Origin of the sequence: Streptomyces sp. TLI_105 (assembly GCF_900105415.1) — a bacterium.
Classification (GTDB): Bacteria; Actinomycetota; Actinomycetes; order Streptomycetales; family Streptomycetaceae; genus Streptomyces.
Map to the genome: position 1 here is coordinate 2838768 of NZ_FNSM01000001.1, position 15149 is coordinate 2853916.

Annotated in this window: 17 protein-coding genes and 1 tRNA gene; 7 read left to right on the forward strand and 11 right to left on the reverse strand. The window is 72.9% G+C overall.

Going from position 1 to position 15149, the window contains the following annotated elements; all coding sequences use genetic code 11:
• Positions 1-36: 36 nt before the first annotated feature.
• The 8 genes from def to BLW86_RS12805 all read right to left on the reverse strand — a co-directional run bounded on the left by def (position 37) and on the right by BLW86_RS12805 (position 7332).
• Entirely contained in the window at positions 37-669 is a 633-nt protein-coding gene (gene def, locus BLW86_RS12770; protein ID WP_093874151.1) for a peptide deformylase, read from the reverse strand.
• Between the two features lie 67 nt (positions 670-736).
• Positions 737-1717 (reverse strand): tetratricopeptide repeat protein, encoded by a 981-nt coding sequence (locus tag BLW86_RS12775; RefSeq protein WP_055600922.1) that lies wholly within the window; start codon positions 1715-1717, stop codon positions 737-739.
• A gap of 79 nt (positions 1718-1796) precedes the next feature.
• Positions 1797-3098 (reverse strand): HD domain-containing protein, encoded by a 1302-nt coding sequence (locus BLW86_RS12780; RefSeq protein ID WP_093874152.1) that lies wholly within the window; start codon positions 3096-3098, stop codon positions 1797-1799.
• Complete coding sequence (locus BLW86_RS12785; RefSeq protein WP_256341662.1) at positions 3095-4477, reverse strand: HD-GYP domain-containing protein; 1383 nt, start codon at positions 4475-4477, stop codon at positions 3095-3097. The genes BLW86_RS12780 and BLW86_RS12785 overlap by 4 nt, the downstream gene beginning before the upstream one ends.
• 148 nt (positions 4478-4625) lie before the next feature.
• The gene (gene rsrA / locus BLW86_RS12790) at positions 4626-4943 is read right to left on the reverse strand and encodes a mycothiol system anti-sigma-R factor (protein ID WP_093874154.1); all 318 of its coding nucleotides are present in this window, start codon (positions 4941-4943) and stop codon (positions 4626-4628) included.
• Positions 4940-5596, reverse strand: coding sequence for a sigma-70 family RNA polymerase sigma factor (locus tag BLW86_RS12795; RefSeq protein ID WP_030207302.1), 657 nt, complete (start codon positions 5594-5596; stop codon positions 4940-4942). The genes rsrA and BLW86_RS12795 overlap by 4 nt, the downstream gene beginning before the upstream one ends.
• A 254-nt stretch (positions 5597-5850) precedes the next feature.
• A complete protein-coding gene (locus BLW86_RS12800) occupies positions 5851-6483 on the reverse strand; it encodes an alpha/beta hydrolase family protein (RefSeq protein ID WP_093874156.1) in 633 nt (210 codons plus the stop codon).
• Positions 6484-6516: 33 nt separating this feature from the next.
• A complete protein-coding gene (locus BLW86_RS12805) occupies positions 6517-7332 on the reverse strand; it encodes an SOS response-associated peptidase (RefSeq protein ID WP_093874157.1) in 816 nt (271 codons plus the stop codon).
• Positions 7333-7382: 50 nt separating this feature from the next.
• Between BLW86_RS12805 and BLW86_RS12810 the strand changes: the two genes are divergently transcribed.
• The 4 genes from BLW86_RS12810 to BLW86_RS12825 all read left to right on the forward strand — a co-directional run bounded on the left by BLW86_RS12810 (position 7383) and on the right by BLW86_RS12825 (position 10853).
• Complete coding sequence (locus tag BLW86_RS12810; protein WP_093874158.1) at positions 7383-8069, forward strand: M50 family metallopeptidase; 687 nt, start codon at positions 7383-7385, stop codon at positions 8067-8069.
• Positions 8070-8089: 20 nt separating this feature from the next.
• Positions 8090-9421: a 3-phosphoshikimate 1-carboxyvinyltransferase gene (aroA, locus tag BLW86_RS12815; RefSeq protein ID WP_093874159.1), complete on the forward strand. Its 1332-nt coding sequence runs from the start codon at positions 8090-8092 to the stop codon at positions 9419-9421.
• 2 nt (positions 9422-9423) lie between these two features.
• Positions 9424-10437 (forward strand): ribosome small subunit-dependent GTPase A, encoded by a 1014-nt coding sequence (gene rsgA / locus BLW86_RS12820; protein WP_093874160.1) that lies wholly within the window; start codon positions 9424-9426, stop codon positions 10435-10437.
• 92 nt (positions 10438-10529) lie between these two features.
• Positions 10530-10853, forward strand: a complete 324-nt coding sequence (locus BLW86_RS12825) for a DMT family transporter (protein ID WP_093874161.1) — start codon at positions 10530-10532, stop codon at positions 10851-10853.
• Here the strand turns inward: BLW86_RS12825 and BLW86_RS12830 are convergent.
• The gene (locus BLW86_RS12830; RefSeq protein WP_093874162.1) at positions 10745-11380 is read right to left on the reverse strand and encodes a TetR/AcrR family transcriptional regulator; all 636 of its coding nucleotides are present in this window, start codon (positions 11378-11380) and stop codon (positions 10745-10747) included. The two genes, BLW86_RS12825 and BLW86_RS12830, sit on opposite strands and share 109 nt — an antisense overlap.
• A 117-nt stretch (positions 11381-11497) precedes the next feature.
• On the opposite strand from BLW86_RS12830, the gene hisN reads away from it, so the two are divergent.
• Positions 11498-12307 (forward strand): histidinol-phosphatase, encoded by an 810-nt coding sequence (gene hisN / locus BLW86_RS12835; protein ID WP_030688695.1) that lies wholly within the window; start codon positions 11498-11500, stop codon positions 12305-12307.
• A 128-nt stretch (positions 12308-12435) separates the two neighbouring features.
• Positions 12436-12825, forward strand: coding sequence for a CBS domain-containing protein (locus BLW86_RS12840; protein ID WP_093874163.1), 390 nt, complete (start codon positions 12436-12438; stop codon positions 12823-12825).
• Between the two features lie 66 nt (positions 12826-12891).
• Here BLW86_RS12840 and BLW86_RS12845 read toward each other — a convergent pair whose 3' ends face one another.
• Positions 12892-14361: a catalase gene (locus tag BLW86_RS12845; protein ID WP_093874164.1), complete on the reverse strand. Its 1470-nt coding sequence runs from the start codon at positions 14359-14361 to the stop codon at positions 12892-12894.
• Positions 14362-14511: 150 nt separating this feature from the next.
• Between BLW86_RS12845 and BLW86_RS12850 the strand changes: the two genes are divergently transcribed.
• The gene (locus tag BLW86_RS12850) at positions 14512-14931 is read left to right on the forward strand and encodes a Fur family transcriptional regulator (RefSeq protein WP_093874165.1); all 420 of its coding nucleotides are present in this window, start codon (positions 14512-14514) and stop codon (positions 14929-14931) included.
• A 112-nt stretch (positions 14932-15043) separates the two neighbouring features.
• Here the strand turns inward: BLW86_RS12850 and BLW86_RS12855 are convergent.
• Positions 15044-15117 (reverse strand) — tRNA-Met (locus BLW86_RS12855).
• Positions 15118-15149: the final 32 nt, after the last annotated feature.

Below are 15149 nucleotides of genomic sequence, written 5' to 3' on the forward strand. Positions count from 1 at the left end.
TCGGAGTGCGGGGCCCTTCGCCGTACGTGCGGGAGATCAGTCGTTCGGGACCGTCTCGTAGCGCGGGGTGCCCTCTTCCATCTGGCGCAGGGCGTCCTTGCGGTCGCGCTTGGAGAGCTTGTCGATGTACAGGAAGCCGTACAGGTGGTCCGTCTCGTGCTGGAGGCAGCGGGCGAAGTAGCCGGTGCCGCGCACCTTGATCGGGTTGCCCTGGGCGTCCTGGCCGTGGACCTCCGCGTAGTCGGGGCGGGCCAGCTCGGCGTAGGCCGTCGGCACGGACAGGCAGCCCTCGTTGGACTCGTCCAGGATGCGCAGCTCGGCCGGGAGCTCCTGGAGGACCGGGTTGCAGACGACGCCGACGTGCCGGACGCCCTCGTCGTCCATGCAGTCGTAGACGAAGACCTTGAGGTCCACGCCGATCTGGTTCGCGGCCAGGCCCACGCCCTCGGCGGCCTTCTGGCTGGCGAACATGTCGTCGACGAGCTTCGCGAGCTCGTCGTCGAACTCGGTGACGTCCTTGCACTCGCGGTGGAGGACGGGGTTGCCGACGACCGTGATCGGGCGGGCCGTGCCGCGCTCACGGTAGGCGAGCTCCCGCGCCTCGCAGTCCTCCGTGTCCACGACGAAGCCGTCGTTGATCATCTGCTCGTCCGTCTCCTGCTGCGCCATGTCCGGCCGCGCCCTTCTGAAAACCCGATTCCGTCGAAGGACAGCCTACGGGCCCGTGCGGGAACGCTCAGCAGACCTCTTCCAGATCGCGCCACTCGCGGCTGTCCGGGCTGTCCGCGACCCAGCCGTCGAGGAGGCCCCGCACCAGGCCCGCCGGGGCCGCGATGCCGCACTCGCGCTCGGGCACCCACAGCTCGCCGGGCGAGCGGTGGCCGAGCGGGCCCGGGTGGCCAGGCTCGCTGTGGTCGTGCGGGTCGGAGTGCTCGCCCTCGCCCTCGGCGCTCGGCATGGTCGACTCCGAGCAGGCACGGCAGAGCAGCCGTACGGAGGACGACCAGTCCTCGGCGGCGAAACCGGCCTCGGCGGCGAGCTGTTCCAGGGCGTCCCGGTCGGCCTCGGTGGCCGCCTCCAGGAGCACCACCCAGGTGGGGACGGGTGAGGGCGCCCACAGCTCGATCTCGTCGAAGACGGGGTAGGAGGGGCCGGCGGTGGTGGTCCGCTCGCCGTTCGGCACGCCGTCGTGGAGGACGACCTCGCCCCAGCGGCGGCCGGAGGAGGGCAGCGGGATGGAGAGGACCTCGATCCGGGCCGGGTCGAGCCGGCGGCCCCACACGACCTCGGCCTCGCCCTCGGGCGAGAGCCGGACGGCGGCGCTGCCCAGCTCCATGCCGGCGGGCTCGCCGGTTCCGGCGGCGGCGCCGGGCACCTTGAGTCCGTAGGCCTGCCAGGCCCGGCGGGCCAGCGGCCAGTCCTGGAGCGCGGTGGCGGCGATGCCGACGTTCCACCAGTCGGGGGCGCCGCTCTCCTTGTCGAGCAGCGCGACCGCGCGCAGCCCGGCGGCCCGGGCCTGCTCCCAGTCGTGCCGGAACTTGTGCAGCAGCGCCAGATTGAACCAGGACTCCGAGAGCCAGGGCTCCAGATCCGCCGCGCGCGTGAGCAGTGCGCCCGCGTCCTCGTACCGGCCGTCGCCGATCAGCGTGAACGCGCGGTCGGTGGCCTGCCGCCACGAGGCGGAGGGCCGATGCCGTACCTTCCCGAAGATCTTCACGATTCCCGCCTGCCGGTCGCTTCACCCTCTTGTTCGCATCCAACCATGCCCGGTCGGACGCGCGCTCATTACCCATGGGTTACCCAGGGACGGCAGAGGTCACCCCAGCGGCTCCGCCCCGTGCCAGGACCCTGGCCAGGCATTCGACGACATCCGGGTGATAGTCGCGGGCGGTGCCGAGCCTGAGCCGCTCCAGGGCCCCGAGCGCGGCGGCCGCGCCCTCGCCCGTTCCGGTGCCCGCCAGGTCGTCGTAGGCGTTCACGGCACGGACGATCCGGGCGGGAAGCGGCTGCTCGCGGTACGGGTCGGCCTGCCGCTCCACGACGACGGCGACGGCCTCGGGGACCCCGGTCCTGCGGACCACCTCGCCGCCCAGGAGGGCGATCCGGCGCTGCTCCTCGGCCGGGAGGAGGGCGGTGGCGCCGCCCGCGACCGGGTCGACGAGGGAGAGCTGGCCGATGTCGTGCATGAGCGCCGCGTGCTCCAGGACGGCCAGCTCGGTCCCGCACAGACCGAGCTCGCGGCCGACGGCCGCGCTGAGGGCGGCGACCCGGCGGGCGTGCCCGGGCGGGGTGCAGCCGGCGATCTCGGTGGCGCGGGCGAGGGAGGCGATGGTCTGCCGGTTGACGGTCCGCACGGCCGCGTACCGCCGGTAGGAGACCTGGGTGAGCAGGAGCGGGACGGCGAGCACGGGCAGCGCCCAGAGGCCTGCGGCGGCGACGCCGAGCGCCATGACGGTGCCGGTCGCGCAGACGGCGGAGCCGATGCCGAGGAAGGCGCGGAGTTCGTCGCGCAGGAGGGGGCCGTACGGGAATCCGGTGCGGGCGCGGAGCAGGAGGGCGGCGAGCACGGCGTCGCACAGGGCGGTCAGGACGAGCAGGAGGACCAGGAAGAGGGCGTACGCGGGGCCCTGGCCGAGGTGCTCGGTGACGGCGCCCGTGTTGTAGAGGGGCTGGAAGCAGAGCGCGGCGAAGCCGGCGGTGAGGACGCGGCGGGCGAGGTGGTCGAGTCCGGGGCCACGGCCGCGGGCGATGTGCGGGACGATCCCGACGAGGCCCGCGGCGACGACGACGGCGACGGTCTGCGGGACGCCGTGGGTGGTGGCGGTGCCGGCGCTGGGCCCGAGCAGGGCGTACGCGAGGGCTCCGGCGGCGGCGAGGGGCGCGGGCTCGCTCCCCCGGGGCTCTTCGACGGCGGGGGGCGTCCCCGTGCCGGGTGCGGCGCCCCAGCGGGCGAGCTCGCCGAGGGCGATGAGGGTGCCGAAGGCGAGGGCGTTGCCGGGTTCGTCGAGGCCGTACCAGAGGGTGCTGCCGAAGCCGACGAGGCCGAGGAGGAGCGCGGCGCCGCGCACGGCGCCGACGGTGAGCGCCCCGGGTCTCATGCGGGCTCCTTGGCGGGTGCGGGGAGGGGGCCGCGCGGCGGGGGGAGCGGCTCCGTCCGTGCCGGGCTTCCGGTCGTCTCGTCGGCGGTGACGGCGGGCTGCCAGCCGTGCCGGTCCAGGGCCTGGACGAGGGCGGTGACCATCCGGGGGTCGAACTGGGTGCCGGCGCAGCGCTCCAGTTCGGCGAGGGCGGTGGGCACCGGGCGGGCCCGGCTGTAGGAGCGGGTGGAGGTCATGGCGTCGAAGGCGTCGGCGACGGCCACGACCCGGGCGAACTCGGGGATCTGCTCCCCGTGGAGCCCGTACGGATAACCGCTGCCGTCCATGCGTTCGTGGTGGTGGAGGATCGCGGCCCGCGCCTCGCCGAGGAAGCCGATGCCGCGGACCATCTCGTGGCCGTACTCGGGGTGCAGTTCGATGACCCGGCGTTCCTCGGGGGTGAGGGGTCCGTCCTTGGTGAGCACCCGGGTGGGCACGCCGAGTTTGCCCACGTCGTGCAGGATGCCGGCGAAGCGGACGACGTCGAGGCGGTCCTCGGCCATGCCGAGCTCACGGGCGATCAGGACGGAGGCCTGGCCGACGCGTTCGCTGTGGCCCCGGGTGTACCGGTCCTTGATGTCGACGGCCTGGACGAGGGCGCGGATGGTGGCCTGGTGGGCGGCGCGCTCACGGTGGTACTGGGCGAAGACCCAGCAGGAGATGTACATGGGGAGGAGCACGAAGAGCGCCGCGACGGGGCCGTACGTGCTGCGCCAGAGCACGGCCATCATCAGTCCGGCGAGGCCGTGGACGGTGTGCGGGGTGAGGGAGCGGCCGAGGAGGCCGCGCCAGGCGGCCCCGGGCGGGAGTCCGCCGGCGGTGGCCCGGATGCCGCCGTCGAGGGCGGTGAGGACCAGGCAGAAGACGAGGGCGGCGGCGCCGGCGGGCAGCAGCGCGTACGGCAGGTCGGGGGCGTGCGGGCCCCGGCCGAGGGCGGTGGGGCTGCCGAGGGCGTCGGCGGCCAGGGCGGCGGCCCAGACGGCGAGGGCCGCGGCGGCGGCCCGCCAGGCGCGGCGGGGTGCGGCGGGCGGCTCCTCGACGCGGCCGAGGAGGCTGCCGGGGATCGCGGTGAGCGCGGCGGCGGCGGGCGGCAGGAGCAGGGCGGCTGCGAGGAGGACGGGGAAGAAGGAGCCGGTGCCCATGGGGAGGGAGCGGCCGAGCGCGCGGCCGATGCGCCGGCAGCGGGCGGGCAGCTCGCAGAGCGCGTACAGGGCGGCGAGGAGTGCGACCGTGCCCCAGGGGACGGCCGCGCCGGGGCGCAGTGCGGGCAGGACGCACGCTCCCGCGCCGAGCAGGGCGCAGCCGATGTACACGCGGGCCGCTCGCGGAATGACCTTCACGCCCATCACGCCCGTCACGCTAGCGAGTCGGGCGGGCGGCGACGGCGCGGTCGGAGTGATTCGCACCATCGGGTGATACAAGCTGATGTATGCGCGAGGCCGCCGCGAACGGTGCGCGACGGCCTCGGTTCCCGGTACGGGAGGGGTGCTACTCCTGCGGGGCCGGCGTCGTCGGGGCGCTCGCCGTGATGTCCTGCTCGGGCACCAGGTGCCCGGCGCGGATCAGGTCGATCCGGCCCATGACCTTGGCGCGCAGGTCGGTGGGGACGTCGTCACTGCCGCAGCAGCGCTTGACGAGCTTCTTCACCGCCTGCTCCAGGCCGTACTTCTCCAGGCACGGGGAGCACTCCTCGAAGTGCACCTCGAACTTGGTGCAGTCGCTGTCGGGCATCTCATGGTCGAGGAACTCGTAGAGATGATCCAGGACCTCTGAGCAATCCGTCTCGTGCGGCTCTCCGCAGCTCATGAGCCCGAGCCTTTCAGATCGTTCGACGACTCTCCGGCGCCCGCGGGTACCAGCCCGCGGTCGCGAGCGTAGTCCTCGAGCATGCCGCGCAGCTGGCGGCGGCCCCGGTGCAGTCGGGACATCACCGTACCGATGGGTGTCCCCATGATGTCCGCGATCTCCTTGTACGCAAAGCCCTCGACATCGGCGAGATAGACGGCGATGCGGAACTCCTCGGGAATCGCCTGGAGCGCTTCCTTCACGTCGGAGTCGGGAAGGTGGTCGAGCGCCTGCGACTCGGCGGAGCGCAGACCGGTCGACATGTGCGACTCGGCGCGGGCGAGCTGCCAGTCCTCGATCTCCTCGGCGGCGCTGCGCTGGGGCTCGCGCTGCTTCTTGCGGTACGAGTTGATGAAGGTGTTCGTGAGGATGCGGTACAGCCAGGCCTTGAGGTTCGTGCCCTCGCGGAACTGGTGGAACGATCCGTACGCCTTGGCGTAGGTCTCCTGCACCAGGTCCTCCGCGTCCGCGGGGTTGCGCGTCATGCGCAGCGCGGCCGAGTACATCTGGTCGAGGTAGCCGAGGGCGTCCCGCTCGAAGCGCGCGTTGCGCTCCTCGGTCGTCTCCTCGGGGCCGTCGTCGGTCCCTGTGTCGGTCCCAGTGACCGGACCCACCTCCTCCAGCGCGGCGGCGAGCCCGAGGGCGGACCCGCTCGTTTCGGAGGATAGACGAGGAACCGCTCCGCCCGCCGCCCGAATCGGGGCGGTCCTGGGAGCGGGCAGCACTGTCCAGGCGAGGTCAGCGGCCTGCGCACGCTCTGGGCAGATGGTCGAACCCATGCGACGGACTCCCTCTTCCTTGCTCTCACACCGACGCCCTCCACAACAGCGACACCCCGCTCCGCATTCCCGGTGCGCGGGGGCGGGTGTCAACGCAGGCCGGTGAGCCACGCGGTGACGCCCTCGACGAGACCGGCGAGGGCCTCGTCCTGGCTCAGCGGCGCGCGCTTGGGGACGGCGAAGCCGTGGTCCCCGTACGGGACCTCCACGAGCTCGTACGGGCCTTCCGGATACTCCTCGGGCCGCCCGAAGGGGTCGTTGCCGCCCTGGACGACGAGGGTGGGCAGGCCGGTGGAGAGGAGCTCCTCGGCGCGGGACCTCTCGGGCCTGCCCGGCGGGTGGAGCGGGAAGCTCAGGGCGAGGACGGCGAGCGCGCCGAGCTCCCGCCCGGTCCGGCAGGCGACCCGGGCGCCGGCGCTGCGGCCGCCCGCGACGACGGGGAGGCCGGGCTTCGCGAGGGACGGCCAGAGGCCGCGCCAGCCGGTGTCGAGGGTCTTCGGCGCGGGCGCGACCTTCTTCCCGGCGACCCGCCAGGGCTGCTCGACGAGGGCGACGGTCACGCCGTGCGCGGGCAGCGCCCCGGCAAGGGCCTGGAGGTCGCGGGCCTCGACGCCGCCGCCGGCGCCGTGGCCGAGGGCGAGGACGGCCCGGGGCTTCGTCCCGGCGTACCACGTGATGCGTGCCTCACCGGCGTCGGTGGGGACGGTCTCGTACTGTGTCACGTCCCCATCCTGCCGTGCGGCCCGGCCCGCGCGTCAGAACAGCGTGCCGACCTCCGGTCCTGCCAACTCCTCCAGGAGCTCGGGGCCGTTGTTGCGGACGTTGCTGACGGCGGTCGCGACCGGGTAGGCCCGCATCAGGCCCTCCGGCGGCGGGGCGAGGAGTCCGCGCAGCTCCTCGGGGTCGGTGCGCGCCGGGTCGAGCCAGGCGTCCCAGCGGTCCTCCGTCAGCATCAGCGGCATCCGGGGGTGGATGTCGTGGAGCGAGCGCGGGCCCTCGGCCGGGGCGACGCCCAGCGGTCCGGTCTCGGCCTCGGTGGTGATCACCGAGCAGGTCGCCCACCACGCGGAGGGGTGCCCGTCGGGCAGGGTGCGGTCCCGCCAGAACTCGTAGAGCCCGGCCATCGCGAAGACGGAGCCGTCCGCCGGGGTCACGAAGTACGGCTGCTTCCGGGGCCGCTTCTTCTTGCCCTCGACCTCCAGGTCGCGCTCGGCGGTCCCGGTCACCCACTCGTAGTAGCCGTCGGCGGGCAGGATGCACCGGCGGGACTGGAAGGCGCGCTTGAAGGAGGGCTTCTCGTCCACGGTCTCCGCGCGCGCGTTGATCATCCGGGCGGCGCCCTCCGGCGACTTCGCCCAGGACGGCACGAGGCCCCACTTCAGCGCGCGCAGCTGGCGAACCGGGCGCGGGGATCCGGCGTCCTTCACAGGACGCTCCAGAACGGCCCAGACCTCTTTGGTGGGGGCCACGTTCCAGTCGGGGGCCAGCGTCTCCTCCGGCTCCCACTTCTCGACCCCGAACAGACCGACGAGGTCCTCGGGCCGCCGACTCGATGCATACCGTCCGCACATACGTGCCACACTGCCACGATCCCGACCGCGAGCGAGGAGCAGTCCGCCAAATGACCGAGATCCTCGGCACCCAGCCGGCTCCCGACACGTGGATCGTCTACGTCACCGCCGCCTGCGCACTGGGCCTGGTCGTCCTCCGCCGTCTCTGGCTCCCGGCCCGGGGCGCGATCACCATCGCCCACGAGGGCGGCCACGGACTCGTGGCCCTCGCCACCGGCCGCCGCCTGGAGGCGATCCGGCTGCACTCGGACACCAGCGGACTGACCGTGACCCGGGGCCGCCCGACCGGCCTCGGCGTCGTCCTCACCCTCGCCGCCGGCTATCCGGCGGCCCCGCTGCTCGGGCTCGGGGGCGCCGCCCTGCTCGGCACCCGCCACGTCACCCTGTTGCTCTGGATGGCGACCGCCCTGCTGCTCGCCATGCTGGTGATGGTCCGCAACGCGTACGGGGTCCTCACCGTCGTCCTGACGGGCGCCGCCTTCCTCCTCGTCTCCTGGCTGACCGGGCCGAACGTCCAGTCGGCCTTCGCGTACGCGGCGGTCTGGTTCCTGCTGCTCGGCGGTGTCCGCCCGGCCTTCGAGCTCCAGGCGAAGCGGCGCCGCGGCGGCGCCCCCGACTCGGACGCGGACCAGCTGTCGCGACTCACCCATGTGCCTGCGGGCGTGTGGCTGTTCTTCTTCCACACGGTCGCGATATCCGCCCTGATCGGCGGCGGGCGCTGGCTCCTGGGCATCTGACTCCCCCGTACAGTGAGTCCATGACCGCAGCAGCTTCCGCGCACATCGACCCGCCCACCGACCTCTGGCCCGCCCCGTACGCCCGCGGCGCCGTCGACGCGACCGTCACCGTGCCCGGATCGAAGTCGGTCACCAACCGCGCCCTGGTCCTCGCCGCGCTCGCCGCCGAGCCGGGCTGGCTGCGCCGCCCTCTGCGCTCCCGCGACACCCTCCTGATGGCCGAGGCGCTCCGTACCCTCGGCGTGAAGATCGAGGAAGGCGTGGGCCCCGACGGCTCCGGCGAGGCCTGGCGGATCATCCCCTCCCCGCTGCGCGGCCCCGCGACCGTCGACGTCGGCAACGCGGGCACGGTCATGCGCTTCCTGCCCCCGGTCGCGGCCCTCGCCGACGGTCCGGTGCGCTTCGACGGCGACCCCCGCTCCCACGAGCGCCCGCTGCACGGCGTGATCGACGCCCTGCGCGCGCTCGGCGCCCGGATCGACGACGACGGCCGGGGCTCGCTCCCGATGACCGTGCACGGCGTCGGCGGCCTGGACGGCGGCACCGTCGAGATCGACGCCTCCTCGTCCTCCCAGTTCGTCAGCGCCCTGCTGCTCTCAGCGCCCCGCTTCAACCAGGGCGTCGAGGTGCGGCACGTCGGCAGCCGGCTCCCCTCGCTCCCCCACATCCGGATGACGGTCGACATGCTGCGGGCGGTCGGCGCCCAGGTCGACGAGCCGGAGCACGGCGGCGCCCCGAACGTGTGGCGGGTGACGCCCACCGGGCTGCGCGGCCGGGACCTCGTCGTGGAGCCCGACCTGTCGAACGCGCAGCCGTTCCTGGCGGCGGCCCTGGTGACCGGGGGCCGGGTGACGATCCCCGACTGGCCGGAGCGGACCACCCAGCCGGGTGACGAGCTGCGTCGGATCTTCACCGAGATGGGTGGCTCCTGCGAGCTCACCGACGCGGGCCTGACCTTCACCGGCACGGGCCGGATCCACGGCATCGACGTGGACCTCGGCGAGGTCGGCGAGCTGACCCCCGGGATCGCGGCGGTCGCGGCGCTCGCCGACTCCCCGTCGACCCTGCGCGGGGTGGCCCACCTGCGGCTGCACGAGACGGACCGGCTCGCGGCGCTCACCAAGGAGATCAACGAGCTCGGCGGAGACGTGACGGAGACCGAGGACGGCCTCCACATCCGCCCGCGCCCGCTGCACGGCGGCGTCTTCCACACGTACCACGACCACCGCATGGCGACGGCGGGCGCGATCATCGGCCTCGCGGTGGAGGGCGTGGAGATCGAGGACGTGGCGACGACGGCGAAGACCTTGCCGGACTTCCCGACGATGTGGACCGAAATGCTCGGGGTCTGAACATGCGGCGCTACGGCAAGCACACCGACGAGGACGACATCCGCCAGCGGCCCAACCGCAAGGGCACCCGTCCCCGCACCAGCATCCGTCCGAAGCACGAGGACGCCGTCGAGGGCATGGTCCTCACCGTCGACCGGGGCCGGCTGACCGTTCTGGTCGACGACCGGGCGGTGACGGCGATGAAGGCGCGCGAGCTGGGCCGCAAGGCCGCCGTCGTCGGCGACCGGGTCTCCCTCGTCGGCGACCTCTCCGGCGAGAAGGACACACTGGCCCGGATCGTGCGGATCGGCGAGCGCAGCTCGGTGCTCCGGCGCACGGCCGACGACGACGACCCGTACGAGCGGGTGGTCGTCGCCAACGCCGACCAGCTGGCGATCGTCACCGCGCTCGCCGATCCGGAGCCGCGCCCCCGACTGATCGACCGCTGTCTGGTGGCGGCCTACGACGGCGGGCTCTCCCCGCTGCTCGTCCTGACCAAGTCGGACCTGGCCCCGCCGGACGCGCTCCTGGAGATGTACGGCGCGCTGGGCGTGCCCCATGTGGTGACCACCCGCGAGGAGTTCGTCGACGGGGTCGCGGCCGAGCGGGTCCACGAGCACCTGAAGGGCCGCACCACCGCGTTCGTCGGCCACTCCGGCGTCGGCAAGACGACCCTGGTGAACGCGCTGGTCCCGCCGGACCGGCGGCGCCTCACGGGTGTGGTCAACGCGGTCACGGGCCGCGGCCGGCACACCACCACCTCGGCGCTCGCGCTGCCGCTGAACGACAAGGAGGGCGGCTGGGTCATCGACACCCCGGGCGTGCGCTCCTTCGGTCTGCACCACGTCGACCCGTCCCGGGTGATCCTCGCCTTCCCCGATCTCGTGCCGGGCACGGAGAACTGCCCGCGCGCGTGCAGCCACGACGAGCCGGACTGCGGGCTCGACGCGTACGTGGCGGAGGGGCACGCCGATCCGGCGCGGCTGTACTCGCTGCGGCGGCTGCTCGCGACCCGGGAGCGACGCGAGGGCGACTGAGCCACCGGCGTTTACGCCGCGTCGCTGTCGGTAAGTGCATAATCGCACCAAGTGCGACGAAGCAGTCACCGACGGCGTGGGAGGCACTGACGATGGCGTGGCTGCTGGTGGTGATCGCGGGAGTCCTGGAGACGGGCTTCGCGGTCTGCCTGAAGCTCTCGCACGGCTTCACCCGGCTGTGGCCCACGATCGCCTTCGCCTCCTTCGCCCTGGGCAGCTTCGGTCTCCTCACGCTGGCGCTGCGGAAGCTCGACGTGGGTCCGGCGTACGCGGTGTGGACGGGGATCGGCGCGGCCGGGACGGCGATCTACGGCATGGTCTTCCTCGGCGACGTGGTCTCCACGCTCAAGATCGTCTCGATCACCCTGGTCATCGCGGGGGTCATCGGACTCCAGCTCTCCGGGTCCGCGCACTGAGGGGTCATCGGCAGGGCCGGTGCGACGACGTGACTGAGGGCGATCCGTACGGCGAGCTCACAGCCGGCCGCCCACCGCTCCCCCGCGCAGGCCACGGTCTCCGCCACGAGTTCGCCGGGCGCGGGCGGGCCTGCGTCGGCGCGCCGCTGGGCGGGGACGGGGGCGGGCCGGGCGCCCGGCCGGGCCGGCCGGGGCTGGGGCAGTCGCTCGTTCCAGGCGCCGGTGAGCAGGGCCCGGAGCACCGGGCGGACGGCGGCGCGGGTGACGATCCACTCGGCGACGGCGACGAGGTTGCGCTCGGGCGGGGCGGGGGCGGCGAGCAGGTGCCGGACACCCTGGAGGTAGGAGTCGGCCTCTCTGCGCACGAGGGCGCGCGCGAGCCCCTCCTTGCTGCCGAACTCGTTGTAGAGGGTCTGCCGGGAGACCCGGGCGGCGGCGGCGAGGTCGGCCATGCGCACGGCTGACCAGGGGCGGTGCGCGAGCGCGGCGAGCGCGGCATCGAGCAGGGCCTCGCGGGCGTTCGCCATCCTCACCTCCGGAGGGAACGGTTCTCCGCTCAGCGTCGGCAGGCGCCCACTCTCTGTCAAGGGGGCGGCGGTGGACGGTTCGCCGCGTGTCCGCACGTCGGGGATAGAGTGCCGACCATGGCCGACTACCACGATGATCTGCGTCTCGCCCACGTCCTCGCGGATGCCGCCGACGCGGCCACCATGGACCGCTTCCAGGCGCTCGACCTCCGGGTCGAGACGAAGCCGGACATGACCCCGGTGAGCGAGGCCGACAAGGCGGCGGAGGAGCTGATCCGCGGACAGCTCCAGCGCGCCAGGCCGCGCGACGCGATCCTCGGCGAGGAGTACGGCGTGGAGGGCTCGGGCCCGCGCCGCTGGGTGATCGACCCGATCGACGGCACCAAGAACTACGTGCGCGGGGTGCCGGTCTGGGCGACCCTGATCGCGCTGATGGAGGCCGGGGAGACCGGCTTCCAGCCGGTGGTGGGCGTGGTGTCCGCCCCGGCGCTCGGCCGGCGCTGGTGGGCCGCGAAGGGGCTCGGCGCGTACACGGGCCGCAGCCTGTCCTCGGCGACCCGGCTGGGCGTCTCGAAGGTCGCGTCCCTGTCGGACGCCTCCTTCGCGTACTCCTCGCTGAGCGGCTGGGAGGAGCAGGGCCGCCTCGACGGCTTCCTCGACCTCACGCGCGCGTGCTGGCGGACCCGGGCGTACGGCGACTTCTGGCCGTACATGATGGTCGCCGAGGGTTCCGTGGACATCTGCGCGGAGCCGGAGCTGTCGCTGTGGGACATGGCCGCGGTCGCGATCGTGGTCCAGGAGGCCGGTGGCACGTACACGGGCCTGGACGGGCGGCACGGCCCGCACAGCGGGAACGCGGCGGCGTCGAACGGTCTGCTCCACGGCGAGCTGCTGAGCTACCTGAACCAGGAGAGCGAGCGCTCCTGACGCTCCCCGGGGGCGCGTCGCGCGCCCCCTTTACGACCCACCTCCCCGGTGCGACTCTGAGAGTCCCCCCGCTTGTGAACTTGTGAATTCTTTCTCGTGGGGGTCTCACCAAGGAGGTGGCTCCGTCCATGCTCGTCCGTGACGCCATGAGCACCGTGGTCCTCACCATCGGCCCCGCCCACACCCTCCGACAGGCGGCCCGGCTGATGTCGGCGCGCCACGTCGGCGCGGCGATCGTCCTCGACACCGACGCCGGCGGGCTCGGCATCCTCACCGAGCGCGACATCCTCAACTCCCTGGCCCGGGACCAGGACCCCGACCGGGAGACCGCCGGCTCCCACACCACCCGTGACGTGGTCTTCGCCGCACCCGCCTGGACGCTGGCGGAGGCGGCCGAGGCCATGACGCGCGGCGGCTTCCGCCACCTCGTCGTCCTCGACGACCGGGGGCCCGTCGGCATCGTCTCCGTACGCGACATCATCCGCTGCTGGATCCCGGTGCACAGCGTCGCCGGCTGAGCATGCGGGGGCGGGCCGGACCGCCGTACGGAGATCCGGCCCGCCCCCTCTCGACGGCAAGCGCCCTCAGCCGCGCAGGGCCTGGACCGCGGCCTCCAGCCGCTTGCCGAAGTCACCGTCCGCCTTGCGGAAGTTGTCGATCGCCCGCTCGGCGATGTCGTCGCGCGAGACCTTGGCGATGAAGCCCGCCAGGTTCCCGACGAGACGGCCCTTCTCGTCCTCCGACATCAGGCGGTAGAGGTCGCCCGCCTGCACGAAGTCGTCGTCCTCGGCGTGCGAGGGGGCGGCGTGGTCGCCGGTCACGCCGGTGACCGGGGAGCCGACCCAGAGCGGCCGGTCCGTCTGGTGCGGGCCGCCGAAGCTGTTCGGCTCGTAGTTCTTCGCGCCCTTGTGGCGGCCGTCGTAGAGGAAGCCGTCACGCGAGTGGGTGCGCGCCTCGGTGGCGTGCGGGCGGTTCACCGGCAGGTGGTCGGCGTTGACGCCGACGCGGTAGCGGTGCGCGTCGCCGTAGGCGAAGAGGCGACCCTGGAGCATCTTGTCCGGGGAGGGACCGATGCCCGGCACGAAGTGCGCGGGGCTGAAGATCGACTGCTCGACCTCGGCGAAGATGTTCTCCGGGTTGCGGTTGAGCTCCAGCTTGCCGATCTCGATCGGCGGGTAGTCGGCGTGCGGCCACACCTTGGTGAGGTCGAACGGGTTGAAGCGGTAGGTCGCCGCCTCGGCCGCGGGCATGATCTGGACCTGCACGGTCCAGCTGGGGAAGTCGCCGCGCTCGATGGCCTCGCGCAGGTCGCGCTGGTGCGAGTCCGGGTCCTCGCCCGCGAGGCGGTTGGCCTCGTCCTGGGTGAGGTTCTCGATGCCCTGGTCGGTCTTAAAGTGGTACTTGACCCAGAAGACCTCGCCGGCCTCGTTGTTCCACTGGAACGTGTGCGAGCCGAAGCCGTCCATGTGGCGGTACGAGGCGGGGATGCCGCGGTCACCGAAGAGCCAGGTGACCTGGTGGGTCGACTCCGGAGAGAGGCCCCAGAAGTCCCAGACGTTGTCCGCCTCCTGCGAGCCGGTGTACGGGTCGCGCTTCTGGGTGTGGATGAAGTCGGGGAACTTGATGGCGTCCCTGATGAAGAACACCGGCGTGTTGTTGCCGACGAGGTCGTAGTTGCCCTCCTCGGTGTAGAACTTCAGCGCCCAGCCCCGGGGGTCGCGCACCGCGTCCGCCGCGCCGAGGTTGCCCGCGACGGTGGAGAAGCGCAGGAAGGTCTCGGTCTCCTTGCCGACCTCGGAGAGGAACTTGGCGCGCGTCCACCGCGTGACGTCACGGGTCACCGTGAAGGTGCCGTAGGCGCCCGCGCCGCGCGCGTGGACCACGCGCTCCGGGATGCGCTCGCGGTTGAAGTGGGCGAGCTTCTCCAGGAGGAGCTGGTCCTGGACGAGGACCGGCCCGCCGACGCCCGCGGTCTCGCTGTTCTGGTTGTCGGCGACCGGAGCCCCGGCCTCCGTGGTGAGCGGTCCCTGCGTCACGTGCGCCTCCTGCGTCATCCCTGCGAGTCCTGTCCCTCGGCCCGGGCCCCTCGAACGAGACCCTGGACAATCCCGGTCTAGATCCTACAATGGACAATGTCCAAGTCAAGTGAACATCCAAAGTCACACCCGTTCGGGATCTTGCTCCCGGCTGTTAGGCTGACCCCCATGAGTGACCTGTTGGAACGACTGCGCGGACGCGGCTGGCGGATGACCGCGCAGCGCCGCGTCGTGGCCGAGGTCCTCGACGGAGATCATGTGCACCTGACCGCCGACGAGGTCCACGCCCGCGCGGTGACGAAGCTGCCCGAGATCTCGCGCGCGACCGTGTACAACACGCTGGGCGAGATGGTCACCCTCGGTGAGGTCATCGAGGTCGCGACCGACGGCCGCGCCAAGCGGTACGACCCCAACGCCCACCGGCCCCACCAGCACCTGGTCTGCGGCCGCTGCGGCGCGATCCGCGACGTGCACCCGGCCGGCGACCCGCTGGCGGACCTCCCGGACACCGAGCGCTTCGGCTTCACGATCTCGAACGTCGAGGTCACCTACCGGGGCATCTGCCCGAGCTGCGCCACGACGGCCTGACGACCCACCGAAGAAGCCCCCGCTCCGGCGGGGGCTTCTTCGCGCCCTGGGCACGCGGACACGACGAAGGCCCGGATCCAGTGACTGGATCCGGGCCTTCGTTGCTACTGAGTAGCGGGGACAGGATTTGAACCTGCGACCTCTGGGTTATGAGCCCAGCGAGCTACCGAGCTGCTCCACCCCGCGTCGGTAAACACGACTCTACGGGACCCCCGTCA